This is a genomic window from Flavobacterium sp. LC2016-13 (assembly GCF_009707955.1).
Classification (GTDB): Bacteria; Bacteroidota; Bacteroidia; order Flavobacteriales; family Flavobacteriaceae; genus Flavobacterium.
The window spans coordinates 282,775-309,083 of the sequence record NZ_WMDQ01000003.1; the positions used below are offsets into that span (position 1 = coordinate 282,775).

Sequence of the window (26,309 nt, forward strand, 5' to 3'; positions counted from 1 at the left end):
ATATAAAATGAAACATTTATTTATATTTCTGTTTTTAGTCATTAGTTCGGGTTATTTGCAAGGGCAAACCGTTAATGAAAAAATTAAAGACAGCATCGCCAAAGATTCTATCAAAATGCAGCGAAACGAATTGCAAACTGTTGAAATTGTTGGTCGTTCTACCAAAAAATACAATAGCGATTATTCGTTTGCAGCAACCAAAACAGCTGCGCTTAACAAAGATATTCCACAATCTATTTCGACGGTTACCAAAGAGTTAATTGCAGACAAAGCTGCATTTTATCTTGCCGATGCCGTAAAAATGACCAGCGGTGTAATTCCGGCAAGTTATTACAATCAATACACCATTCGTGGAATTAGCCAGAATGAAGAAGGTCAGATTATTAACGGAATGCGAACACGTCAATATTATTTTCTACAGCCTTTAACAAGCAATATTGAACGCGTAGAAGTCATCAAAGGCCCGTCGAGCGCCACATTTTCATCTGTAGATCCGGGCGGAAGCATCAATTTGGTTACTAAAAAACCTTTGGCCGTTGATCGAAAAGAAGTGAGTTTGAGTGTGGGAAGTTTTAGTACTTTTCGCGGAGCTTTAGATTTTACAGGACCTTTAAACGAATCTAAAACCTTATTATATCGTGTAAATGCAGCGTATCAGGAAGCAAAATCATTTCGTGATTTGGTAGGTAATAAATCGTATTTGATCTCACCGTCTTTCAGTTATATTCCAAACGAAAAAACCGCTATTAATACTGAATTGATCTTAAGCGACATGACCGGAATTCTTGATCGCGGGCAACCCATTTTTGGGGCTGTTGCCGGAGTTACCAATTTAAATAAAACCCCAATTAGCCTGAATCTGGGCGCACCAAGTGATTTTTTTAAATCGAAAGAAATGATTTTCACAACCAATTTTGCTCATAAATTCACTTCTAAAATTGGTTTTAATGCTTCGTACATGAAACAATCCTGGACAGAAAATCTTCAGGAACACAGAACTACAAATGGTTTTGCCGTTGACATAAACAATCAGCCAGTTACAAGTTTGGCGATGATGCAATTTGTGCAGCGTCAGCAATATTGGAATGTTGATAATTTGACTGCTTTTTTAAATTTCGATTTAAAAACCGGAAAACTGAAACATAAATTATTAACCGGTTACGATTTAAGCAGCTGGAACAAAACCAAAGGCGGCGGACAAAATGCGGCAAGAGGTTATTTATTGAAAGATGGTTCTGTAGCAAGTTCGTTTGTTTTGGCAAATGCTGGCAATTATCAAACTACCACAATTGACGGCGTTGTGTTGCCAAAACCAAACGTGAATTATTTTAATTTGAATAATCCAACTTATACCGTTCGAAGTGCAGATGATTATACGTTGAATGTTCGAACAGCGTTACCATCTGCATTAACCACAACCAATGCGATTTATATTCAGGATATGATTCAGTGGGAAAAATTTACTTTTTTATTGGGTTTAAGAAACGAATGGTTTGAGGATATTACGAATTACGAAGCCAACAACGAATTAACGGTTAAAAAAACAGCTTTGTTGCCACGCGTTGGTATAACGTACGCCGTTAACAATGCTATAAATGTTTATACAACTTATCTAGAAGGATATCAGCCTCAATCGAATACGGTGACTTTAATGCCGCAAACAGGAACTTTACCTGCCGGAAGTTTATTTGATCCGCTTGAAAGTAATTTGAAAGAAGTTGGACTAAAAGCAACTTTTCTTAATAATACAATGAGTTTTAATGCAGCGGTTTACGAGATTAATCAGCGTAATATTTTGATGAATGCGAATGATCCTGTAAATCCTGATTTATTGGTAACCCGAGGTGCTGAAAGAAGCCGTGGTTTTGAGTGTGATTTGGCAGGTTATATTACGCCGGATTGGCAAATTAATGCATCATACAGTTATATCGATGCCAAAATTATGAATGATCGCGATGCATCTTTGATTGGTGCCAGAAAACAAAACACACCAAAAAACAGTGCCAATTTATGGACGAGATATAATTTTAATTCAGATTCTGCCTTCAAAGATTTAGGAATTGGTTTTGGAATGCAATACCAAAGCAGTAAAATTCCGTGGTTTACCAGAGATTTTACTATTCCTGATTTTACCGTTTTTGATGCCGCTTTATATTATAAACCTAACAAAAGTAATTTGCAGATTGCTGTAAATGCCGGTAATATATTCAATAAAACCTATTGGTTAGGCGCTCAAAACTATTTGAGATTATTTCCCGGAATGCCGCGAAATGCAACGCTTACCGTAACTTATAAATTTTAATCTGTAACTATGTCATTACACGCAGAAAAATTAATAGCCCAACATTTTAGAAAATCTGTTTTTAAAAATCCGGCTATTTATATTATTACCATTTTTATTGGTACTTTATTGCTTTACGCTGCTTTTTCGGGTTGGCAAAATTATACCAATCAAAATGAAACCAGCGAAAAATACCAGCACGAATCGAGAGAAGACTGGTTGAAAAATCCGGATAAAAACCCACACCGAATGGCACATTACGGAAACTTTGCTTTTAGAAAAAGTACTCCGTTAAGTGTTTTTGAATTCGGAATGGAACCGTTTTTCGGGAACGCTATATTTCTTGAAGCGCACAAACAAAACACAGCCAATTTTTCTGAAGCAGGATTTTCTAACAGCATGCTTCGTTTTGGGGAAATCAGTATTGCGATGGTTTTGCAAATTCTGTTGCCTTTATTAATCTTTTTTATCGGATTTAATGCCGTTGCCGCCGAAAGAGAAAACGGAACTTTAAAACTAATTTTGAGTCAGGGAATCAATTGGAAACAACTTTTACTGGGCAAAACTTTAGGAATCGTTTCCGTAATCATGATGCTTTTTATTCCAACCATAATTATTCTTGTTTTTGTCTGGTTGTTGCTTCAAAACTTTAGCATTTCGGCAGACGAAACGATCAAAATGATCTTGTTTGTGTTATTTCATTTTATATATCTGATATTTTTCTGCGCGATTGCCGTTTTGGTTTCTGCTTCAAGCAAAACCTCAAAAAAAGCGTTGGTTTCGTTAATCGGGATTTGGTTGATTTTTACGATCATTTTACCGAGAACAACACAGGCAATTGGCGCTTATATTTATCAGGCGCCGTCAAAAATACAATTCAACAGCGATATCGAAAAAGATATTCTTAAACAAGGCGACAGTCATAACCCAAATGATCCGCATTATAAAGCGATTAAAGATTCATTGCTTCGGGTTTACAAAGTCGATTCTGTTCAGAAATTGCCTTTTAATTATTCCGGTTTTATTATGACCGAAGGCGAAAAAATCAGTTCTCATATTTATAACAAACATCTCGAAGATTTGCTTCAGATTTACAAAAAACAAAACAGTTTTTCGAAAACAGTTTCATTTGTAAATCCATACATCGCCATGAAGAATTTATCGATGGGATTATCAAATACAGATTATGATTCTTATATCGATTTTCAGAAACAAGCTGAAGTTTATCGTTATACTATGGCGCAAAAAATGAACGCTTTACAAATAAAATATATCAGCAATAATAAAGCTAAACCAGCTGTAATTGGCAAAGAACATTGGGCTGATATACAAGAATTTCATTATGAACCCAAAGGTATTTTTGATGTTTTAAAAAGCGAAATCATTTCTATAATCTCAATTATTCTCTGGATTAGCCTGCTGTTCGTTTTCATTAAAATAGCCGCTAAAAACCTTAAAGCCATTTAATATGCTAGCATTATTATTTAAAAATTTCATACGATCGAAAGGGACAAAAATTGGCTTGCTTTTTTTGTTGCTTATCGCTTTTATAAGTCTTTTAATTGGACAACAGTTTCAGCAAAAGCAAAGCAAAAACATCACAGAAGCAGCCGTTTACCAAAAGGAACATATTGCCAGGAATGCAAAATATCATAAAGATGAAATGGGACTTCTGCTCTATTACATCAAATTTTATTTGGCCAATAAAACACTTCCAGTAAACAGTTTAGCAATTGGTCAGCGCGATGTAAATCCGTCGATACAAAGTGTAACGATTCGGGGTTTAGAAGCCCAGAAATATGATTCAGAATTAAACAATCCGAGTAATTTATTGTTGGGAAATATCGATTTTAGTTTTGTACTTATTTATCTTTTTCCGCTTTTGATTATCGCTTTTACTTATAATATCGTTTCCGAAGAAAAAGAATCAGGAACCTGGAAAATTGTAGCCACACAAAGTGATAATACATTTCTCTATATTCTGAAATTATTCTATATCAGAATTTTAAGTTTGATTATTCTATTAACAATTGTTCTTTTTGTTGCAGTTTTCTTTTTAGAAATTCCATTAGATAAATCCTTTTTCACCTTTTACATTCTAAGTATTTTATACATTCTTTTTTGGTTTTCCGTTTGTTTTTATATTGTTTCATTACAAAAGAATTCGAACTTTAATGCCGTTATTTTATTAACGATTTGGTTGTTTATGATTATCATTTTACCGGCAACAATCAATACGTATATTGTCAATAAATATCCTGTTCCAGAAGCTTTAGAATTAACTTTAAAACAAAGAAATGCGTATCATGAAAAATGGGATATGGATAAGAAAGTTACGATGGAAAAATTCTACAAGCATTATCCGCAATTTAAAAGTTATGTTTTGCCAGATACAGAATTTAGCTGGCTTTGGTATTATGCCATGCAGCAAATGGGCGACGATGAATCTGCAATTCAGTCAAAAGAATTAGAAACAAAACTTGAACAGCGAAATCAGGCCAGTCATTTGATCGCGCAGTTTGTACCAACGTTGCATACGCAAATTCAGTTAAATGAAATTGCAAAATCTGATCTTGAAAACCAGCTTTTATTCCTGAAAAAAACAAAAGAATTTCATGAAAAAATGAGGTTATATTTCTATCCCAAAATATTTGATAACGCAGCGGTAGAAAAAGAAAACTGGTCGAAATTTAAAGTCGAAACTTTTAGCGATGAATCTGAAATAAGTTTTGCAAAAGCCTTTTTGCCATTGCTTATTTTCAATTTACTTTTGATTGGTTTAGGATGGAGAAATTTTAAGTTTAAAGCCTTTTAACCACAAAAAGCGCAAAGATTAACGCAATCCCAAAGCCTCGGAACGCAAAGTTTTTATATAAAGCTGCGTCCCGGGGCTTCATGCTTTTGTATAAACTTCGAAAGACCAAAAGGTTTACGTACTTTGCGATAAATTAATAACGTTTTTAATATTTTAGTCAAGTTTAAGTATTCCTTCAATGAAAAAAACAATCATTATAAGTGTTATCATCATTATACTATTATACGCCTTTAAACAATTAATATATAATCCCTATAAATGGAAAAAAGCGGTTAATACTCCGGAACACAAATTGCAATTAGGAAGCTTTATTTTTAGTAAACAAAGAGGACCAAATGGCAGTCAAAGTATCGAAAACAAATATTTTATTTTTAAAGTAATAGAAATCAATGGCGATTATGTCAGACTTTCTGTAATCAGGCAATTATCGCAAAAAAATAAACTTTTGCAGTCTGATTTTTCGATGACAAAAGACGCTTATAAAGATTTGAAACAGAATATTAAAAAACTCACCATTACTCCAATAATAAGAGAAGATTTGTATAAAGAAGGCGCATCGTATACTATAAACGATTATTTATTAGGCAAATATCCATCTCTGGCAAAATCAAGATATTATTTTGAAGAGCTTCCTGAGAATAGAAAAAATCTTCCGTTGCCTGCTGACGGGTTCGAAAGGCAGGAATATTTTACGATGTTATATTCAAAACAAGAAATTATTAAAAATGCTGAACTTGTGCCCTGGATCTTGAACAATAGTCCTAATCCTGAATTAGCGCCGAGATTATCAAAAAACATAGACCTGATTCTGAATTGATTTTCACCATAATATTTTTTAAACCATATAAGTGATATAAGTTCATTTAAAGCTTTGTGTTTTTAGACAATCTTTTTTGATTTTTTTTTATTACGACTGCTTTTAACGGATTAAAATCCATTCTACGCAAACAAAATCGCCAATCTTTACGGAGTTTCTAGTGTGATCTTTCCTTCGTCAAGATGACAAAAATGCTACGACAAAAACAAACGTATAACTTAAAATGAACTTATATCACTTATATGGTTTAAAAATTTACGCATATTCTGAATAAATTTTTCTGGATTGTTCTTTATTTGAATTTTATTTAGAATTAATATAAATAATATTTTACATTTGCCGCATTCTAAGCAATTTCGGGTGGTTTTAATAAATTACTTATATTGCTTCTCAAAAATGAATTCCAGTAAATGAGCGATAATACCAGTTTTGAATCTAATCTTTTTGAATCTTTTAAAAAAGGAGATCAGGCTGCGTTTACTTATTTCTACGATAAATATTTTAGAAGAATTCAATCTTTTAGCGTTCAGTTTATTTATGATAAAGACGAGGCTGAAAATCTTGCTCAGGAAGCTTTGGTTTATTTATGGCAAAACAGAGAAAGTGTCGAATCTATAAACGGCATACAAGCTTTTCTTTATACTTACGCCAAATCGAAATGTTTAAATATGATTCGTCACAATAAAGTGAAAGATAAATTTAAAAGCGATGTTTTAAATCAAAAAGAAAGAGAACTTGATATCGAAATCTTAAACTCGATTCAGTTTGATACTTTAGAATTAACCGAATTAGAACGTATTATTCACGAATCTATCAACGATCTTCCACCAAAAACCCGCGAAGTTTTTATAAAAAAGCGGTTTGAGAATAAAAAAAATGCAGAAATAGCCGCAGAAATGGAAGTTACCTTAAAAGCTGTCGAAGCCCACATGACAAAGGCTTTGAAGATTTTAAAAACCAAATTATCTGATTATTTATTTTTAATTTTCATCCTTATTTGTAATAATTAAAAATAAAGGGTAGGGTTTTTTATTTCTGAAGTGTACTTACTAAAACGAGAAGTTTAAAAACTCATATATGACATCTGAAATTATTTATAAATATCTTTCTAACGAAGCTTCAGAACAAGAAGTTCACGCACTTTTTGAATGGATTGATGCTTCTGAAGAAAATAAAAAGCATTTTATAAATTTAAAAAAGACCTGGGCAATAGCTTCATTATCTGACGATATTAAAAGTGATGCTGCTCCGGTAATTTCAATTAAAAAGAAAAATAAAGTGGCAATCTATTTAAAATTTGCTGCGGTATTTTTAGTTCTTTTTGGCTTAACAAAACTGGCTTTTAATTTTACTCAAAAAACAAAATCTAAAGAAATTGTTTTAGAATTAGCCGATGGAAGTTCTGAATCTATCACCAAAAACAATCAATCTACATTAGTAAATGATAAAGGTGATTTGATTGCTAAAAAATTTCCAAACGAAATTATTTATTTCGGAAAAGTTCAGGATGAAAAGGTTTTATACAACTCGCTTACTGTTCCTTACGGAAAAAGATTCAAACTTATACTTTCTGATGGAACTGTCGTAAGTTTAAATTCAGGAACCACTTTAAAGTATCCGGAACAATTTGGCATTAACGGAAAAAGAAATGTTTTCCTGACGGGGGAAGCTTTTTTTGAAGTTACCAAAGACAAACAACATCCTTTTATTGTAAATGCAAATCAGGTTGATATTGAAGTTCTTGGAACTAAATTTAATGTGAGTGCTTATCCTGAAAACCCAACGGTTAATAGTGTTTTGGTTGAAGGAAGTATTCAAATATCTGAAATTGCAGATACTTCGAACTCAGTTTTATTAGCGCCAAACCAAATGGCAACCTGGCAAAACAATTCGAAAAAATTTGTTACAAAAGCAGTTGATGCAACCTTTTATTCAGCGTGGACAAAAGGAGAACTTGCTTTTAAAGACACTCCATTTTCTACTATTGCCAAAATAATTCAGCGAACGTACGACGTTGAAATTATTAATGAAAATGCTGTTTTGGCGAAACAGAGTTTTACGGGAACTATTAAAATCAGTGAGTCTAGTGTCGAAAATATTTTAGAACTTTTAAAACGCGACACGCCATTTAATTATACTATTAAACAAAACACCATCATCATCACCAACCAGCCATAACTTAAACTAAACATGACATTTTCTATACCCAATTTAAGAAAAATTCTATTTTTCTTAGCCCTGCTTTTATCCTGTTTTAAAGGTTTTTCTCAAAATAAATTAATCACTTTAAACGTAAAGAACAAACCTATAAGTTTGATAATCAAATCGATTGAAGAACAAAGTGATTTTAGGATTATTTATAATGCCAGAAAAATTGATGCTGATCAATTGGCTGATATTAATGTTCAGAATGCGACTTTAGAAACGGCTTTAACGCAGTTATTCAACGGTAAAAACATTTCATTTTATATTCAGAAAAAACAGGTTTTATTAACCAACGCTGCTCCTGCTGAAACTTCTAATACGCAGGAAACAGAAAGATTTATTAGTGGAATTGTTTATAATGCAAAAGATAAACTTCCGCTTCCGGGAGCAACAATACGTGTTCTTGGCACCGGAATGGGCGCAATAACAGACTTTAACGGTAAATTTGTTTATCAGTTAAAAGGAAATAATATTCAAAACATTGTGCTTGAAGTTTCATTTTTAGGAATGCAGACTCAGACTCAAAAAGCAGATCATAAAACAACGTTTGTTTTTAATCTTGAAGAAATAACGGATGAATTAAATCCGGTTGTAATCACTTCATCTTACGGAACTACAAAACTAAAAGAGGAAATTGTTGGGAGTATTTCTACTTTAAATGCGAAGGATATTGCCGTAGAACAGGCTTCTGAAAGTTTTGACAAAATGATTACGGGGCAAATTGCCGGAGTTTTAGTTGAAAACACTTCGGGTGTTGGTGGTCCCGTAAAGATTAATATTCGTGGACAAGGAACTTTACCTTCGTTTACAAATGCAAGAACGGGAACTTCTACGCAACCGCTTTTTATTGTTGATGGTATTGTAATGAGTGAAGAATCTGGCTTAGACGCTACTTATTTTACCGGAAATGGTGATTCTGCAGAGAACTTTTCTAATCCGTTAATGAAAATTGCTCCGGAAAATATCGAAAGTATTTCTGTTTTAAAAGATGCTGCCGCTGTTGGTATTTATGGTGCTGACGGTGCAAACGGTGTAATATTAATTACGACAAAAAAGGGTAAAAAAGGTAAAACGCAATTTGGCTTTTCAAATCAGCTTGGTATTTCATCAGCAATTAATCAAATTAAATATTTAAACGGAGAACAATATACGGAGTTGCGAAACGAATATGTAAAAAATACATCTCCGGGAAGTGTGCCTACTGCTTATAATGGTATTAATACTGATTGGTTTGATTTGCTAAACCGAACTGGTGTTTATAATAAGTATAACTTTAATGTTTCGGGATCTACATCAAAATTTTCATACCGTACTAATATCAGCTATACAAAAATAGATGAGCCTCAAATGGGCAATAATTTGAAACAATTAAACGCTGGAATTAATTTAGGGTACAGTCATAAAAAACTGGATATAAACTTAATGCTTAATCCTAGTTTTATTCAAAAAGATGCACCAAATATCTTTTATTCTTTTGCTTACCTTCCTACTCTTTCTCCTTATAATGCAGATGGTTCTTATTCGTATTTAGGCGCAAGCGGTGTTACGAGAGGAAATCCTCTTGCAGCTATTGAACAGAACAAAAATGAAACTAATACTTATGGCATTTTAGGAAGTTTAAATATTGGTTATCAAATTAATAAAGCCCTAAGATTCTCTACTCTTTTTGGACTTGATTATACCGATAAAGAACAAGATCGCTATTTTTCTGGTGAAAATGAAAGCGGACAGTTTCTAAGTACGTTTACATTAGGCGGAAATACTTACTCAAGATGGGGACGCAGGCTTATAAATCAAAGAAATTCTACAAAATGGAACTGGCAGGGACAACTTTTGTTTGACAAGCAGCTGAATGAAAACCATGCTATAGATGGCGTTATTGGTTTTGAACTTGCTCAGGACAAAACAGATTTCAATTATAAATCTGCAGTTGGTTTTGTGAATCCAAATCGAATTAATGCAATTTCAGATGCTATAATTGATGATAATCCGAATACTCCGTTGGATGAGTCAAAAAACAATCAAACTTTTGGAGATGATATCAATTATAATTCGAGAGTTTCAGCATTTTCTCAGGTAAATTATAATTACAAAAAACGTTATTACTTTTTAGCCAATTTCCGTCGTGACGAAAGTTCTGTTTTTGGCGATGATACCAATGTTGCCAATAATGGCGGAGCTGGTGTAAGCTGGATTTTAAGTAATGAAAAATTTCTTAAATCGAATTCGTGGATTGATTTCTTAAAATTAAAAGCGAGTTACGGTACAACAGGAAATTCAAGAATTGGTTCTTACAGATCAAAAGGTTTGTATACGATTCATCAAAATGGTTATAACGGTCTGGATGGAGCTGTTACGGATTTACCACCAAACGGAAATTTGAGCTGGGAAAAGAACACTAAATTCAATACCGGAATCGATTTTAATATTTTCAACAGACTTGATTTTTCTGTTGAATATTACTATAACGATTTGAGTGATTTAATTACAACTAGAGATATACCTACTGAAACAGGTTATAGTTCGCTTCAATTAAATGCTGCAAGTATGTATAATAAAGGTTTTGAATTTTCTGCAAGAATTAAATGGGTTAAAACCGATTCGTTTAAGTGGACATCTTCATTTAATATTTCAACAGTAGAAAATAAGGTTACAGATTTAAAAGGTTTAGGAAGCGATTATTCTCAGGCCGAAGTAGCTCTTGCACAAAAAGTAGGTTACAGTACTACAACAATATGGGGTATAAAATGGGTTGGAGTTGATCCTGCAACAGGAAGAGATCTTGTAGAAAAAAATGGAAAAATATATGATGCGATGACTTACAAATCTTTATATACTATAGCAGATTGGGAACCAATTGGAGACAGTCAGCCAGATGCTTTTGGAGGTTTTTATAATAGTTTTACATTTTATAACAATCTTGTTTTAGCGGTAAGAGGAGATTTTCAAATTGGAGGAGATTTCTTAGCACAAGATGTTCTTATCGATAAATACTCGAATACTTCTAACAGAAACCTTTCTGTAAATGCAGATGATCACTGGAGAAATCCCGGAGATATTGTAACACAATCTGCAGTTGCCAATTCGCCAATCATGGCAAATCTTAGTAAATATGTTTATGATGCTACCTATATAAGATTGAGCAATATTAATTTGAGTTATAATATACCTCTGAAAAATACATTTCTGGATGCGCTTTCTGTATTTGCAGATGCCACAAATGTAGCGTATTGGTACAAAGAAAAAAGCCCAAAAGGAATGAACGGAATACGAGAGTTTAATTATACTTATCCGCAAGCCAGAACAATCTCGCTTGGAATGAATGCTAAATTTTAAGACAATGAAATATTTAAAATATATAACAATTGCAATCCTGATTTTTTCAGTACAAAGCTGTAGTGATTTTTTAGAACAGGAACCTGGAAAAAAAACTTCTATAGATGAACTTTTGCAGAATAAAAAAGGCGTATTAACAGCTTTAAATGGTCTTTATCGTGATGTCGAAGCCAATACAAGAGGCGAACGTTATGCAGTTTATGCTGATTTACAAGGAGGAAATATAAAGTTTACTCCCACTTCATCAGGAAGCAGCAGAGGACAAATTACGCCGGGAACTAATATTAAAGACGCATATTCTTTTGAAGATTTAGCCGATACAAGCAACTTTCAATCATTTTATGATGATGGTTATAATATCATTAATGAGGCAAATTTAATTTTAGAATATACACCATCATTAAGCGATGCGACTGATAGTGAAAAAAATGAAATAATTGCCGAAGCTTTGACTATAAGAGCTTATACACATTTTTTATTATCATTAATCTACAGCCAAAATTACGGTTATACGCCAAATGCATCACATTTAGGTATTGTGTACAATACAGAATCTATTAAAGCAGGCTTAAAATATCCGGCAAGAAAAACGGCTGCAGAAACCTATTCTTTAATTATTAATGATTTAAAAACGGCTTTAAGTAATTATTCTGACAGTTCAGGTTTAACAGGACCATCTTACTCATTCTTCAATAAAAATAATACAAAGGCGCTCCTTGCAAGAGTTTATCTTCATAAAAATGATTGGGCAAATGCTTATGAAACAGCAAATAATGTCATTACAAATTCCGGTTTTACATTAGTAAATTCTTCTGATCTTATAGCACAATGGTCACAAACAGATCTTCCACTTTCTGAAACATTATTAGAATTTTCAATTCCAAAAGATTCAGAAGGTACCGTAGGAGCATCAATGTCTTCTTATTTTGGGTATAATGGAACAAATTATGCCAAATATGTAGCATCAAATGATTTATTAGATTTATACGAAACTAACGATTTAAGAAAGCAATTATTTTTTACTGCTTCACTTTCAACTTTAGTAAACGGTGTAATTGTTGGGGCAAATTACAATTTTACTACAAAGTTTCAGGACAACGCTGGTTATGTAGCTTTTAGATTAAGTGAAATGTACTTAATTCGTGCCGAAGCTGCTCTTGAAACCAATAGACCTGATCTTGCAATGGATGATATCAATACGATTCGTGCACGCGCAAATGCTACTTTACTAACAAACACAACGAATTTAAAAGATAATATTCAATTAGAAAGAAGAAAAGAATTATGCTTTGAAGGACATTTGTTTTTTGATTTGACTCGTCATCAAAAAGGAATTACCAGAAACGATGGTTGTATTGCTAACAATTGCTCCATAACGTATCCGTCTCTAAAATTTGTACTGCCAATACCAACTTTCAATATTAATCTTAATGAAAACTTACAGCAAAATGAATCATATTAAGATATTCAGCATATTAGCTCTGACAGCGTTAATTATTTCTTGTTCAAAAGATGATTATAAATTAGGCTCAGAAATCGATCCTCATTTAAGGTTTAATTTTTTGGTGAAAAGTGATAATACACCTTTAGAATATCCTGCAATAAACGCAGCTTTAGTTCCTCAGTCGACTTATGTAAACAAATCTATAAAAACATTAAAAGTTCCTGTTGCACTAACAACACATTCTTTAAAAGATGCGGTTACGGCTAATTTTAGCACTAAAATAGTTGGTGACAGTGAAGGTTTTAGATTAAATCCGGTTAACGAACTTGTTTTTCAGGGAAATAAATTAACGGATACTATTTTTATTTCTTTTGATAAAAGATGGGCAGCCAATCAAAGTATTACTTTAAAACTTGAAACAGTATCAGATCCTGCTATTCATATTGGAAATTTAAATACTGAATATGTAAATGATACTTTCAAAATTGATTTAGCTACAATAGCAACTAATTATACATTTCCTGTAAACCGATTTGTTATTAAAGGAGAAGCTGGTGAAAAATTCGATTTTGAAGTAAATTTCCCAAATGGATATTTTCCTTCTGAAATGGAAAATCTTGAGATTTTTAAATTTTTAGATGGATTTAATTATTCCCTAACTCATGATGATTTTAAAGAAAACAGCAATTCGGTTACTTATCATTTTACCCTTTTAGAAAACATTCAAAATGATGATGTTTATTATGAATCGAGTATTTCGCTGGTAAATGCCGGAGATTACACGGCAACAGGAAATATAATTCTTCAGATTGTAAAACCTATCAAATCTACAAGAGATATAAATGCAAATCCTGCATCTAAGTTTTATGATTTATCAAATCAGTTTTACCTGACTTATGGCGAAACATGGTTTGACAAAAGTGGTGTTTGTGCCTGGCAGGCTTATAATGCCTTTACATTTCCTATTGTAGTTACAAAAGATCATGAAAATGCTATTTTATACAGCGATAAGGGAACTGCAAACCCTAATGATGATGTTTATCACGACGCCTTCAGAATTGGATTTAATGTTGCTTCAGGAACAAATACTACAAATTCATTCAACTTAAAAAGATGGTTTAGCAATGAAAGTACAACCGGAGCAAATTCTCCTGGTTTCAACATTACATCGGCTTTAGAATTTTTCCCTGAAAATGGAAACAGTAAAACAAACGGAAATGTTTTAGTAATTCCACAATACATTACCATTATGGGAACTAATAAAAATAGTCACAGCATTGCTATTTCGGGAGCCGGAACATACAAAGAAATCAGTACAGGTTTATTTGAAATTTCTTTTGAATTAAAACTAACTAATGATGAACTTTTTGGAGGAACCGTTACTGCACAATATAAAATGTACAATAACAAAACTTACCCAAAACCGACAGCGTTAAGTATTGATTGTCCAAAAGAAGTTGATCTTTAAGTTTTAAATAAAAAATAAATTAGTTTCAAGTTGATGCAGAACATGAAACCTGAAACTTAAAACAAAAAACAAATTGAAAAAAATAATTTTCCCTATTCTATTCCTACTGATTTTAACTGCTTACAAAAGCGTTGAACAACCGGATTATATTGATATTACAGAATTGCGAAAACTGTATTCCAGTGGAGATTCATCGAAATGGCCCGCTGCAGCATTACATGAAAGCATAGACAAAAAAGCATTTCAGGATATTGGAGTGCTTTCTGCTGTTCCATATCCTGAGTATAATCCGTATTCGAAAGAGAAAGAAGCTTTGGGGAAAATATTATTTTTTGATCCAAGATTATCAACGAGCGGACAAATTGCCTGCGCTTCCTGCCATAATCCTGAATTGGGCTGGACAGATAATTTAACGCGTTCCTTTGGTCATGATCGTCAAACGGGAAAACGTAATTCGATGACGATTTTAAACTCGGCGTATGCCAAAACTTTATTTTGGGACGGACGTGCATCAAGTCTTGAAGATCAGGCGCAGTTTCCGATTGGTGATCCGTTAGAAATGAATGAAAAACTAACAATCGCGGTTGATAAAATTGCCAAAGTAAAAGGTTATAATTCTTTATTTCAAGCTGCTTTTGGAGATAAAAAAGTTTCATTGCAAAGAATTCAATATGCGATTGCCACTTTCGAAAGATCCATCAATAGTCCGAAAAGTAAATTTGATCAGTTTGTTAGCGGAAAATCTGAAGCTTACACCGATTCACAAGTAAAAGGTCTGCATTTGTTCAGAACCAAAGCGCAATGCATCAATTGTCATAATACACCTTATTTTAGTGACAATCAGTTTCATAATGACGGACAGACTTTATTTGGAACAAAAAATGAAGATTTCGGTCGTTATAATGTGACCAAAGATGTAAAAGATATTGGCAAATTCAGAACGCCAACGCTCCGTGAAGTTGGAAATACAAGACCGTGGATGCATCACGGACATTTTCCGTCTCTCTTAGATGTTGTTGAATTGTACAATGGCGGAAATCCTTCTCCTGTTCAGAAAAAATATTTGGGAACCGCAAGAGATTCCCTGATTCCAAAAGTAGATCCAATGTTGAAAAAACTAGATTTAAGCAAAGATGAAATCACTGATCTTTTGGCTTTTATAGAAACATTGAGTACGCCAACAAGAAGAATTATGATTCCGGAAATGCCAAAGTAAAAACTTAAAAATATTAGTGAATCATCCCCAGAATTCACCATTCAAAAGTCTATTTCATTATTTGAAATAGGCTTTTTTTATTTTTCTAATGTTAAGATTTACGCAAAAGTGTGTCATTTCGACCAAAGGGAGAAATCACATCCAGAGAGCAACGCATTGTAAACACATAGCAAACCCGACAGTCCCGAAGCCTTGGGATTAAAAACCTGTCAGGTTTAACGGTAAACTTTGTGTACAAACGTTATGTGATTTCTCCTCCGTCGAAATGACACAAACTTTGTCTTAATTCATTTTTTTTGCCTTAACCAAAGAACTAATTAACTTAAAATAAAACACTTAAGCTCATATATCCGAATTTTTAATTTGTATTTTCGTTTTAGCAAAAAAATATTTTTCCTAATAAATAAGCCAAGAATGAAACACTATTTATTTTTTACAATAGTATTTTTTCACTGCATTTGTCTCAAAGCTCAAACAGACAATCGTTACGAGGCGCTTATTGCTGAGGCGTCTTTATTTCATCTTCAAAAAGATTATAAAAATGCGATTACAGTTTTTGAAAAAGCATTTTTACTACAACAACCAGATGCATTAAATGCTTACAAAACTGCAGGAGTTTATGCTTTGGATGAAAATAAAAATGAAGCTTTTCTATATTTAAATTTAGCTTTGGATAAAGGCTGGACAGAAAATGATAATTTATTAATTGATCCTTACTTTGATTTTCTACGTAATAATTTTAAGAATGAATGGACATTAATTGTAGAGAAAGCTAAAAATAAAGAAATGCAATATGAGAAAACATTAAAATTTCCGGCATTGCGAAAAGAGATTAATTTAATGACTATTAATGATCAAAAATTAAGGTTCAAAAAGAGTCAGACTAATAATGCTGCACAATTAGATTCAATCAATCAAGAGATTAACAATTCAGATTACAAAAATCTGATTCGGGCCAAAGAAATTATTAAAAAATATTCCTGGCCAAAAATATCAGAAATAGGCAAAGATGGAGAAAATAATTTCTGGCTAATTATTCAACATGGTGATCAGGACATTCTATTTCAAAGATTGGCTTTAACCGAAATGAAAAAATTACTGGCAACTACAGAAATTGATAAAGAAAATTATGCTTTTTTGTATGATCGTGTTCAATGCAACCTCAACTATAAACAACTTTATGGAACTCAGGTCAACTGGACTGAAAATGGAAAGGCTTCTGGTTTCAGACCCATTCTAAAAGAAGATTTAGTGGATAAAAGACGAAGTAATTTGGGACTTTTACCTTTAAAAATTTATGCTCTCAATTATGGTTTTCAATACTCAAATATAGCTTCTGAACAAGCTTCAAAAAATGATAGAAAAGATATAGAAGATGCTTCAAAACTTATTACCGAAGCGCAGGATTTCTACAAAGCTAAAGAGTTTCAAAAAGTTTATGATAATTACAACAACGCTTCTATGATTTTAGGCGGCATGTCTAGTCTGCAAAATTATGACGCTGCACTATTATTTGCCAATATTTACAACCAAAACAAAGAAGAACAATATCGCAGTATTGCACTTGATTTTTTAACATTACTTTTTTACAGAGGCGATTTATCCAAGAAAGAATTATTGAATCAAAATGAGTTCAAAAGTTTTTATTCTGAAAAAAGATGGATCGAAATTTTTGAAAACATATAATTTATTTTTTCCTTAAATCATCTTCAAAATCCTATAAAACACACATTTCTGTTCAAAAATTGTTTCATTTTCTAATTTGAAACCAACTTGGTACGCTTAAAAATATTTTATACAGAACTAAAATTAATTTTGCTTTAAGTTTAAAAAATATCAGTAAAAACTTACTGATAAAGAATCGAATTAAAACCAAAATTATGAAAAAGTACAATCTGTTATTCGTTATTTTTTTATTTTCATTTTTTGCAACAGCGCAACAATCAAAATCATTTTTACTTAATCTGTATGGTGGTTATACGTTTTCAGACAAAGTTGAGTACGACAATACGTATGGCTATGTAGAAGATGGTTTTGAATATGGAGCTGGTTTAGAGTATTTTTTTATCGAAAATAGTTCGGTCGAATTAAAATACAACAGGCTAGACACAAAATTGCCTTTGTACGGACCTTTAGGAACACAAATAAATGCCGGAGATGACAAAGGTGCTATTAATTATGTTTTATTAGATTACACACATTATTTTGATACCGGTTCTAAAGCATTGCCCTATCTTGGTGCAGGTGCCGGTGTATCAATTCTTGAAACTCCTCAAAGTGGCACGGGAACTTATTTTGCATGGGAAATAAAAGGTGGCTTAAAGATCAAAACTGATTCTCCTTTATCCGTAAACATTAATGCGTATTTACAATCGATGTCTGCCGCTGTTGGCAATAGCTATTATTGGACTTATTATGGTGTTGTTGGTGCTACTGATTATGTATCGACATACCAATTTGGTTTAGGAATTTCTTTAAGTTATGATTTTACCAAATAAAAAAACATCTCTAAATTTTAAAAAATAAAACTATGAAAAAATTATTTCTATTATTAGTTATTACAGTTTCGTCTACTCCTGTATTTGCTCAATCGTCTGATGATATAGCAATTATTCAAAGTGTTTACGGTAAATCGAAAACAGAATTAGTAAACGATTATTTGAACTTATCAGAACCGCAAGCTACTGCATTTAAGGAAGTTTATACTAATTATGAAACTGAACGTAAGGCTCTGGGGCAAAAAAAGATTGAGATAATTAATGATTATGCTGCAAATTACAATAATCTGACAGATGAAAAAGCGGATGAAATAGCAAAGAATAATTTGAAAAATAATGTAGATCAGGAAAAGCTTTTTTCTAAAACCTACGGTAAAGCTAAAAAAGTAATTGGAGCTGTTAATGCTGCAAAATTTATTCAATTAGAACAATACCTGCAAACTACGATACGAGCTGAAGTTCAGGACGCCATTCCTTTTATTGGTGAATTGAAAAAAATAAAAAAATAAATACCAACTTTTTATAATACAAAAGGCTGCCATTTCTGACAGCCTTTATATTTATAAGAAAAACTTATTTTTTAATAAAACGCTTGATCGTTTGTTTACCGTCTTTATCAAAAATAACAATATATATTCCTGTTTTTAAACCCGAAACATTAAGATTATTGTCATTGATTTTTTTCGATGCAACCAAACTTCCTGTTTGAGAATCAACTACACTTACATTTCCTCCACTTACATCTGTAGTAAAGAAAAGTGTATCTGATACCGGATTTGGATATATATTGAATGCAACATCAGTAACTTCTTCATCTGCAATAATTGCTGACGATTGCGGAGTTGCTGCTGCACCAATTTTGGTAATTCTTATCCAGTTTAGATTAAAACCTGTATTTTGAACATATATTCCAAAGTTGTATGTTCCGGCATTTACGCTTACGGTTTGTGTAACCGTTTGCCAGTTTTGCCATCCTCCTGTATTTGGAACATCAACATTTCCTAAAATAATGGTTCCTCCGTTTAAATCAGATGATAATTTACCGCCCGTTACGCCACTTGCAACTCTGTATTCAATTAAATAAGAGCCTGTTGTAGGGAAATTGATATTGTTATATGCCAACCAGTCTCCGGTTTCAGTATAACCAACGTTTGAACCTCCATCAGTATCTGTCGTAGCTTCAACCTGAATACCGCTCATGGCAGAATAATTTTCAGCCTGAATTAAAGTCGAAGTTTGTGCTGTACTAGTCGCAATCAATTTCCATTGTCCGCAAGTCTGGTTGTTATTATCCCATTGCTGAACATTGGCACCATTTGCCGTACTTGCTCCTGCAACCTCAACAATTCTACCACTATGTCTGGCAACAATTTTATAAAATCCATCACCTGTAGAAACCAATACAAATTGCTGGTTTGTAGTTCCGTTATACGGATATTGCTCTACATTGGCGCCATTCGCTTTATTGAAGTTATTTACATCTAAAGACTGCCCGCTATGATTCGCAATAATTTTATACAATCCATCGCCTAAATGCGTAAAAGTATATTTTTGATTGTTTCCTGTATTTACAGTTCCTTGTGCAATATTGGCACCATTTGCTAAACTCGCATTCCAAACATCCATGTTAAGTCCGCTGTTTCTGTTTTGCAAAAAGAAAGTCTGATTTCCTAAAGTAGTAACTCCATTTGCCAAAATACGAATCGAACTCACTTTATCATTCCAGGTTGTGTTTAAACATGAATTATCAGAATTAATTACAGTTGAAGCTCCTGTAAAATTATCATCCTGATATAAAATTGCCTGAAAACCTTGTGTAATTCTAAGTGAAGAAATATCATCATTTAAAACGCCCAAAGAATTTAAACGTGCCAGATTATAATCTCCAATCGTTAATCCGCCAGAAAATCCTGTGTAGTTACAATCTTTATAAACTGTAATTACATCTGTAGTTGCACTTATATTTCCTCCCGGTGGAATTGTTCCTGTAACCGAATAACTTCCAATAGAACCATAAGCAGAATATCCGCCATAACCGGCACTTCCTGCTCCTGTACCATCAACACCAATAAAATATTTACCGGCTGGTAAGTTTACATTCATAGAAGCATTTAAAGCAAACGGATCTGAATTCCAATACGTTCCCATTTCTGCTCCTGCTGAATTATATAATCGTATTAAAAGATGCAGATTTCCGTCTCTTGAAACTGTATTTGCATTGATCGAAACATTTCCTCCGCCAGTTGTAAACGTAAAGAAATCGTAATCAGCTTCACTAGAAATAATTCCGTTTTTCTGATTGATAGCTCCGCTTGCATTATAATCTAAATTAGCGGCAGAAGCTGTATTATCTCCGTAATCATCGCCTCTGTATCCTACACCAAATTTAGAACCTGCAATTGTAGCAACATCATCCTGTTTGTTATTAGCATAATCATATTCTCCTTTACTCCATTGCACAACCGGTCTGTAATAACCAGCTCCCATAATAGGCGCCCACGAAGTATTGTTTATCCCTACAAAATAATCTTCCGCAGGATTTGTACGTCCGTCATGGCCAAGATCAAAAGTATGACCAACTTCATGCGCCGAGGCATCTCCACCAGATTTTCCAGAGGTAATAAATACCCAACACGGCACATCATTGTCCCAATTGAAGGAACCAATATAAGCCACACCTCCTGCTCCCGGAGCTGCAGTATTGGTTGGAGTTACCACCACGCGCATTCTTCTGTTTCTTGGATAAGAATTAAAAACGGCTTCGCTTGTAGTCACGTTTACATTAAAAGGTCTGTAATCTTCTGATACTACTTCCCAATGTTGTTGTACATCTGCATCGCTCATTCCTGATGCAGCTGCATTAATCGCGTTTCCGTTATTCCAAAGATTTCCTGCCGGCATATTATAACCGTCAAAATCTAACATTACACAACCTGCAGCGCCCGGTAAACTTTGTAAGTTTAATAAAGCCGGAGCAATTGCAGCTGCTACTGCAGTTTTACTGGTTGATTTATTTGTGCTTTCAGGAACGTTTCTGTAATCGATACAAACCAAAGTATTTATATCAACTTTAGAAACATAAGCGTTCCCTTTTGCATCAGAATAATATTTGTAAGCTTCTTTTGTTTTCTTAAAAATAATGTGGCCTTCAAGCGATTGATCCTTTACTTTAATGTAAAAAGAAGATTCTGCTACATTCTTGATTTCTCCAATCAAAAACTCACTTGAAGCATTTGATTCTTTGTAATTAATTTTTCCGTTAAAGCTTTTTGAGTTTTCTACTTCAAGCAAAACTGTTTTTTCTGTCGTTTTTGAAGTGGCAGAAGTCACCAGTTCTTTTTTAAGATTGTTCATAAAAGTTTTACTCGAACCTAAAGAGGTCTGCCCAAAGGCAAAATTTCCTAAAGTCAGAATCAAAAGTAAACTTAACAGAAATCTGTAATTGTTTTTCATTTTATTTGGGGTTTGGGGTTACTGTTTAATCTATTACGTGTTTTAAACACATAGGGACATAGATATTTTTAGCTAAAAAGATGTTTCACTTGTTCTCAATTCACATAGATTTGTGCTGTAATTTTTCACGCAGATTTTGCAGATTGAGCAGATTTTTTAATTCTGAATTTTTAATTTTTCCAATCTGTATTTAAAAAAACAAAAGCACTATTCCTTCTTTTTATAAAAAAGAAAGAAATAGCGCTTTTTGAAAAGATTATTTTTTGATAAAACGTCTTACTGTTTTGATTCCGTCTTTTTCAACTAAAATCAAATAGATTCCGCTTTTTAAACCTGCAACATTAATACTGTTACTATTGGCTTTTTGTGATGAAATTGTAGCACCATCCTGAGAGTTTATGATGCTTACATTTGCTCCTGAAACCTCTGCACTAAAGAAAAGTTCACTTTCTGTTGGGCTTGGATAAACATTCAGGCTTTCTATTTTATCTGCTGAAGCTGATTTTGCTGCTAAAGCCGATCCTGATTTTGTGATTCTGAACCAGTTTAGATTAAAACCTGTATTCTGAACATATATTCCGAAGTTGTATGTTCCGGCATTTACGTTTACAGTTTGAGTAATCGTTTGCCAATTTTGCCATCCTCCGGTATTTGGAACATCAACAGCACCAAGCTGAATTGTTCCTGCAGTTAAATCTGAAGATAATCTTCCTCCGGAAACTGCACTTGCAACTCTGTATTCAATTACATAAGAACCTGATGTTGGAAAATTGATATTGTAATACGCCAACCAGTCACCTGTATCTGCATAACCTACATTTAAACCTCCGCCAGTATCTGTTGTAGCTTCTGTTTGAATTCCGCTCATTGCAGAGTAACTTTCTGCTTGTATCAAAGTACCTGTTCCTGTTGGTGGCTGACTTCCTGTAATAACCTGATTTACGGCTGTTAATAATGATTTTGAACCAGTTGCATCCTGAGATAATTCCCAAATCATAACTCCTCCTGCATTTTGAATTGCAAAAGTTGTTTTTGCTTTGATAGTTGGAATTCCGTTATAGTAAATCGTGTTTCCTACCTGATCTACATTTTCAGCTCCAGGATATTGCGCTACAATGTTAGCATAAGAAATTCCCTGATTGGCAGAAGCTCCAAAACCATATCCGTAAAACGGAAGTCCGATAATAGCTTTGCTTGCCGGTAAACCTCTTCCTGTCCAGTAATTAAACTGATTTACAGCCATACTGTATGGAGAATGCTGTCCAGGACTTCCGGGAGCCCAAGGACCTGTTGCATCATAAGCCATAATATTAATCCAGTCGTAAGCAGCAAAAGTAGAAGCTGGTACATTGGCACCGCCATACCCTTCTGAAAGTGCGGCTGAAATTAATTTACCATTTGCATGCAATTTCGCAGCTAATGCAATTACAAATCCTCCATAATCACCATTGATCGCAGGACCTTCAAGATCTACGTCGATTCCATCAAAATTGTGGGCTACAACGTAATCATATAATTTTTGAATGAAAGCTGTTCTGTTTCCAGGCGTAATCAAATTGAAATAATTGTCACGAATGGCACCGCCTTCAGAAACGGAACCTCCTCCAAGCGAAACAAAAACTTTTATTCCTTGTCCGTGCGCTGCATTAATGATGGTATTACTTCCTGAATTGAAAGTTAGATATCCGTTTGCATCAGGATTTTCGAACGCAATATTAATATGCGTTAATTTACTGTACTGAATGGTGCTTGAAAATGAATTCAGATCAATCCAGTTTGGAATGTAAGCGATTACTTTTTTTTGGGCGGTTGATAGATTAATAACACCCAGAACGAAAATCAAGATCCATTTTAGCTGGATCGTTTTGTAATTGTTTTTCATGGTAACATTTTTAATAGATTAATAAATATTTGTAAATTTTGGGGGAGAACTTAATAATATTGTTGATCTTAGATTTTAGACTATTAGATTTAAGAGGCAAGAAACAAGATTTTAAGTTTTAGATTGATTCAAAAAATCTTGACTCTTGTTTCTTTACTCTTAATTTTATAGTCCTTAATTATTTCTTAATAAAACGTTTTACTGTTTTTTGTCCGTCTTTTTCAACAACAAGTAAATAAATTCCGGTTCTTAAACGCGAAACATCTACACTGTTATTATTGATTTTTTGTGATACAACTGTAGCTCCTGTTTGAGAATCTACAATACTCACATTACTTCCACTTACTTCTGTACTTATGAAAAGTGTATTTTCTACCGGACTCGGATATATGTTTAATACCGTAGCAACTGGCTCTTTTTCTACTGAAGCCGAAGCTGTTTTTGCAGCTAAACCGGCACCTACTTTTGTAATTTTAATCCAGTTGATGTTCATTCCGGTATTTTGAATGTAGATTCCAAAATTGTACGTTCCTGCATTTACATTTACAGTTTGAGAAACGGTTTGCCAGTTTTGCCATCCTCCGGTATTTGGAATATCAACGTTTCCTAAAACGATAGTTCCGCCATTTAAATCAGAAGATAATTTACCGCCCGTTACAGCACTTGCAACTCTGTATTCGATTAAATAAGAACCCGTTGTTGGAAAATTAATGCTGTTATACGCCAACCAGTCTCCAGTTTCAGTATAACCAACGTTTGAACCTCCGCCTGTATCAGTTGTAGCTTCAACCTGAATTCCGCTCATAGCAGAATAATCTTCGGCCTGAATTAAAACAGATGTTTGAGAAGATGTTGCCGGAACCAGTTTCCATTGTCCGCAAGTTTGGTTGTTATTATCCCATTGTTGTACAATTGCGCCACTTGCTGTGCTCGCTCCTGCAACCTCAACAATTCTACCGCTGTGTCTTGCAACAATTTTGTAAAATCCATCGCCTGTAGAAACCAATACAAATTGTTGGTTGGTTGTCGCATTGTAAGGATATTGTTCTACACGTGCACCATTAGCTTTATTAAAATTATTTACATCTAATGACTGTCCGCTATGATTTGCTATAATTTTATACAAACCATCGCCTAAGTGCGTAAAAGTAAATTTTTGATTGTTTGCTGAATTAAGAGCGCCTTGATTAATTCCTGCTCCATTTGCTACACTTGCATTCCATACATCCATGTATAAATTGCTGTTTCTGTTTTGCAAAAAGAAAGTCTGATTTCCTAAAGTTGTCGTTCCGTTTGCAATGATTCTGATAGAAGTTACTTTATCATTCCACGTTGTGTTTAAACAAGCATTATCAGAATTAATTACCGTTGAAGTTCCTGTAAAATTATCATCCTGATATAATATCGCCTGAAATCCTTGTGTGATTTTAAGTGAAGAAATATCATCATTTAAAACGCCTAAAGTATTCAAACGTGCCAAATTATAATCTCCAATTGTTAATCCGCCAGAAAATCCTGTATAATTACAATCTTTATAAACCGTAATTACATCTGTTGTAGCGGGAACTGAAGGAACTGTTCCTGCATATCCTCCAAAAACAGCAATAACTTTTGTTGGTTGTGGTGTATGAAGCGATGGTGATTGATCTGCCACATCATCATAAGCAAATCCATAAGCCAGATTATCAATACTGATTCCCGGTAAATGCCAGAATTTAGAATAATGATTGGTTGGGTTTGTTTGATAAAATTGTGCCGCATTATACCAGTTTTGTTGTCCCGGATTTGCTGTTGTCGTATTTACCATGTGTCTGTTGATCGCTGCAGTTAATTGTGCCTGAACCACAAGATCTAAATCTCCGTCAACAAGTCTTCTGTCCAGAACACCTTTTCCTTCAAGCGCTTCCTGCGTTGTTGGTCTGTTTTGAACTCTTCCTGTACGGCCAACAAAACCGCCGGATTGTCCAACAACTTCTAATTGTTCTCCAATTACTCTTCCTTTAAAAACTCCCGCATCTCCGGCATAAAATATTAAATCTTCATTTTTATATTTATTCCAGATGGCATCGATATACGATTTTAAATAATTGGCTTGAGCACCAACAGTAGTTCCTCCTGTTCCGTCTGCAAAAGCAGGCGTTTTAGATGGAGCAGTAATTTCGCCTGTTGTATTATTTACACAACCTTGAAATTCTGCCGGAACATTTGCTTTAAAAGCAGCAACAATATCAGCGTGGTTTTTTAATTCACCAACTTTTTTCTGATATCCGTTAGCACCAAATAATTCTAATCCCATTGGATATTTATACGAATCAACTCTCGAAGGATTTCCAAAGAAACCATATTGATTGTTTGTTAATTCAATAATTTCATATAAAATTCCCTGATTCGGATCTGTAGCATTCAACGGATTTGGTGATGTATATCCGGAAGGCGCGCCACTTGCTCCAAAAAAGTAAAAATACAATTGTTGTCCTTTGGCTATAAAAACCCTACAGCCTGCGATTAAAGGCAATGTGAAAGTTTTGTTTGGAATCTCGCTTAATTTGGTAAAACAAGCAGCATATTTTGAGTTTTGTCCCGGTCCGGTATTGCCGCCAATTGTTGGGCCCGTAACAGTATTATAAGACGAATTCATGGGCAAAACCTGACTTGTTTTGGCATTTACCCAAACGTGATTTCCGGTTGTGTAATCAATACCAACAATCGCTACATACAATTCATTATCATTAAATGTAGAACTATTGGTAATTGTAAATGGTATGGCGCCTTGCCCGTGCATAAAATTTGAAAACACAAAAAACAGTGCAATCAGAATAGGAATTTTTGTGAGTTTAATTCTTTTCATATCTAAATTAATTTTGGGGTTACGTAAATAGATTTTTAAACCTAAA

General features: G+C 33.6%; 16 protein-coding genes. 13 read left to right on the forward strand and 3 right to left on the reverse strand.

The genetic code is table 11. From position 1 onward, the window contains the following. Positions 1 to 7 precede the first annotated feature (7 nt). From GKZ86_RS08380 to GKZ86_RS08440, 13 genes are all read left to right on the forward strand, one after another. Complete coding sequence (locus GKZ86_RS08380; protein ID WP_154782663.1) at positions 8 to 2,302, forward strand: TonB-dependent siderophore receptor; 2,295 nt, start codon at positions 8 to 10, stop codon at positions 2,300 to 2,302. A 9-nt stretch (positions 2,303 to 2,311) separates the two neighbouring features. Next, a complete protein-coding gene (locus tag GKZ86_RS08385) occupies positions 2,312 to 3,748 on the forward strand; it encodes a DUF3526 domain-containing protein (protein WP_154782664.1) in 1,437 nt (478 codons plus the stop codon). Between the two features lies 1 nt (position 3,749). Then, positions 3,750 to 5,096, forward strand: a complete 1,347-nt coding sequence (locus GKZ86_RS08390) for a DUF3526 domain-containing protein (RefSeq protein WP_154782665.1) — start codon at positions 3,750 to 3,752, stop codon at positions 5,094 to 5,096. Between the two features lie 178 nt (positions 5,097 to 5,274). After that, positions 5,275 to 5,913, forward strand: coding sequence for a hypothetical protein (locus tag GKZ86_RS08395; RefSeq protein WP_154782666.1), 639 nt, complete (start codon positions 5,275 to 5,277; stop codon positions 5,911 to 5,913). Positions 5,914 to 6,323: 410 nt separating this feature from the next. Next, a complete protein-coding gene (locus GKZ86_RS08400; protein WP_154782667.1) occupies positions 6,324 to 6,923 on the forward strand; it encodes an RNA polymerase sigma-70 factor in 600 nt (199 codons plus the stop codon). A 67-nt stretch (positions 6,924 to 6,990) separates the two neighbouring features. Next, positions 6,991 to 8,091 (forward strand): FecR family protein, encoded by a 1,101-nt coding sequence (locus GKZ86_RS08405; RefSeq protein ID WP_154782668.1) that lies wholly within the window; start codon positions 6,991 to 6,993, stop codon positions 8,089 to 8,091. Between the two features lie 12 nt (positions 8,092 to 8,103). Then, entirely contained in the window at positions 8,104 to 11,454 is a 3,351-nt protein-coding gene (locus tag GKZ86_RS08410) for a SusC/RagA family TonB-linked outer membrane protein (protein WP_154782669.1), read from the forward strand. Positions 11,455 to 11,458: 4 nt separating this feature from the next. Beyond that, the gene (locus GKZ86_RS08415) at positions 11,459 to 12,916 is read left to right on the forward strand and encodes a RagB/SusD family nutrient uptake outer membrane protein (protein ID WP_228526568.1); all 1,458 of its coding nucleotides are present in this window, start codon (positions 11,459 to 11,461) and stop codon (positions 12,914 to 12,916) included. Further along, the gene (locus tag GKZ86_RS08420) at positions 12,885 to 14,366 is read left to right on the forward strand and encodes a hypothetical protein (RefSeq protein ID WP_154782671.1); all 1,482 of its coding nucleotides are present in this window, start codon (positions 12,885 to 12,887) and stop codon (positions 14,364 to 14,366) included. The genes GKZ86_RS08415 and GKZ86_RS08420 overlap by 32 nt, the downstream gene beginning before the upstream one ends. 73 nt (positions 14,367 to 14,439) lie before the next feature. After that, positions 14,440 to 15,582 carry a cytochrome-c peroxidase gene (locus GKZ86_RS08425; RefSeq protein ID WP_228526567.1) on the forward strand — a complete coding sequence of 381 codons (1,143 nt, stop codon included), beginning with the start codon at positions 14,440 to 14,442 and terminating at the stop codon, positions 15,580 to 15,582. 414 nt (positions 15,583 to 15,996) lie between these two features. Further along, positions 15,997 to 17,268 (forward strand): DUF6624 domain-containing protein, encoded by a 1,272-nt coding sequence (locus GKZ86_RS08430; RefSeq protein WP_154782672.1) that lies wholly within the window; start codon positions 15,997 to 15,999, stop codon positions 17,266 to 17,268. Between the two features lie 194 nt (positions 17,269 to 17,462). Further along, the gene (locus GKZ86_RS08435; RefSeq protein WP_154782673.1) at positions 17,463 to 18,080 is read left to right on the forward strand and encodes an outer membrane beta-barrel protein; all 618 of its coding nucleotides are present in this window, start codon (positions 17,463 to 17,465) and stop codon (positions 18,078 to 18,080) included. Positions 18,081 to 18,112: 32 nt separating this feature from the next. Further along, on the forward strand, positions 18,113 to 18,589 hold the full coding sequence (locus tag GKZ86_RS08440) for a hypothetical protein (RefSeq protein WP_154782674.1): 477 nt from the start codon (positions 18,113 to 18,115) through the stop codon (positions 18,587 to 18,589). 64 nt (positions 18,590 to 18,653) lie between these two features. On the opposite strand, the gene GKZ86_RS25445 is transcribed toward GKZ86_RS08440, so the two are convergent. The 3 genes from GKZ86_RS25445 to GKZ86_RS08455 form a co-directional block, all read right to left on the reverse strand. Next, on the reverse strand, positions 18,654 to 21,533 hold the full coding sequence (locus GKZ86_RS25445) for an RICIN domain-containing protein (RefSeq protein WP_228526566.1): 2,880 nt from the start codon (positions 21,531 to 21,533) through the stop codon (positions 18,654 to 18,656). Between the two features lie 256 nt (positions 21,534 to 21,789). After that, entirely contained in the window at positions 21,790 to 23,415 is a 1,626-nt protein-coding gene (locus GKZ86_RS08450) for a glycosyl hydrolase family 18 protein (RefSeq protein ID WP_154782675.1), read from the reverse strand. A gap of 178 nt (positions 23,416 to 23,593) precedes the next feature. Next, positions 23,594 to 26,263, reverse strand: coding sequence for a beta-1,3-glucanase family protein (locus tag GKZ86_RS08455; RefSeq protein WP_154782676.1), 2,670 nt, complete (start codon positions 26,261 to 26,263; stop codon positions 23,594 to 23,596). Positions 26,264 to 26,309 lie beyond the last annotated feature (46 nt).

What these genes read in the sequence shown, in the direction of transcription:
- GKZ86_RS08385 (WP_154782664.1), top strand. Translation starts at nt 2,312, where the DNA reads ATGTCATTACACGCAGAAAAATTAATAGCCCAACATTTTAGAAAATCT.
- GKZ86_RS08455 (WP_154782676.1), bottom strand. Translation starts at nt 26,263, where the DNA reads ATGAAAAGAATTAAACTCACAAAAATTCCTATTCTGATTGCACTGTTT.
- GKZ86_RS08400 (WP_154782667.1), top strand. Translation starts at nt 6,324, where the DNA reads ATGAGCGATAATACCAGTTTTGAATCTAATCTTTTTGAATCTTTTAAA.
- GKZ86_RS08405 (WP_154782668.1), top strand. Translation starts at nt 6,991, where the DNA reads ATGACATCTGAAATTATTTATAAATATCTTTCTAACGAAGCTTCAGAA.
- GKZ86_RS08410 (WP_154782669.1), top strand. Translation starts at nt 8,104, where the DNA reads ATGACATTTTCTATACCCAATTTAAGAAAAATTCTATTTTTCTTAGCC.
- GKZ86_RS08415 (WP_228526568.1), top strand. Translation starts at nt 11,459, where the DNA reads ATGAAATATTTAAAATATATAACAATTGCAATCCTGATTTTTTCAGTA.
- GKZ86_RS08380 (WP_154782663.1), top strand. Translation starts at nt 8, where the DNA reads ATGAAACATTTATTTATATTTCTGTTTTTAGTCATTAGTTCGGGTTAT.
- GKZ86_RS08450 (WP_154782675.1), bottom strand. Translation starts at nt 23,415, where the DNA reads ATGAAAAACAATTACAAAACGATCCAGCTAAAATGGATCTTGATTTTC.
- GKZ86_RS08390 (WP_154782665.1), top strand. Translation starts at nt 3,750, where the DNA reads ATGCTAGCATTATTATTTAAAAATTTCATACGATCGAAAGGGACAAAA.
- GKZ86_RS08420 (WP_154782671.1), top strand. Translation starts at nt 12,885, where the DNA reads ATGAAAACTTACAGCAAAATGAATCATATTAAGATATTCAGCATATTA.
- GKZ86_RS08395 (WP_154782666.1), top strand. Translation starts at nt 5,275, where the DNA reads ATGAAAAAAACAATCATTATAAGTGTTATCATCATTATACTATTATAC.
- GKZ86_RS08430 (WP_154782672.1), top strand. Translation starts at nt 15,997, where the DNA reads ATGAAACACTATTTATTTTTTACAATAGTATTTTTTCACTGCATTTGT.
- GKZ86_RS08440 (WP_154782674.1), top strand. Translation starts at nt 18,113, where the DNA reads ATGAAAAAATTATTTCTATTATTAGTTATTACAGTTTCGTCTACTCCT.
- GKZ86_RS08435 (WP_154782673.1), top strand. Translation starts at nt 17,463, where the DNA reads ATGAAAAAGTACAATCTGTTATTCGTTATTTTTTTATTTTCATTTTTT.
- GKZ86_RS25445 (WP_228526566.1), bottom strand. Translation starts at nt 21,533, where the DNA reads ATGAAAAACAATTACAGATTTCTGTTAAGTTTACTTTTGATTCTGACT.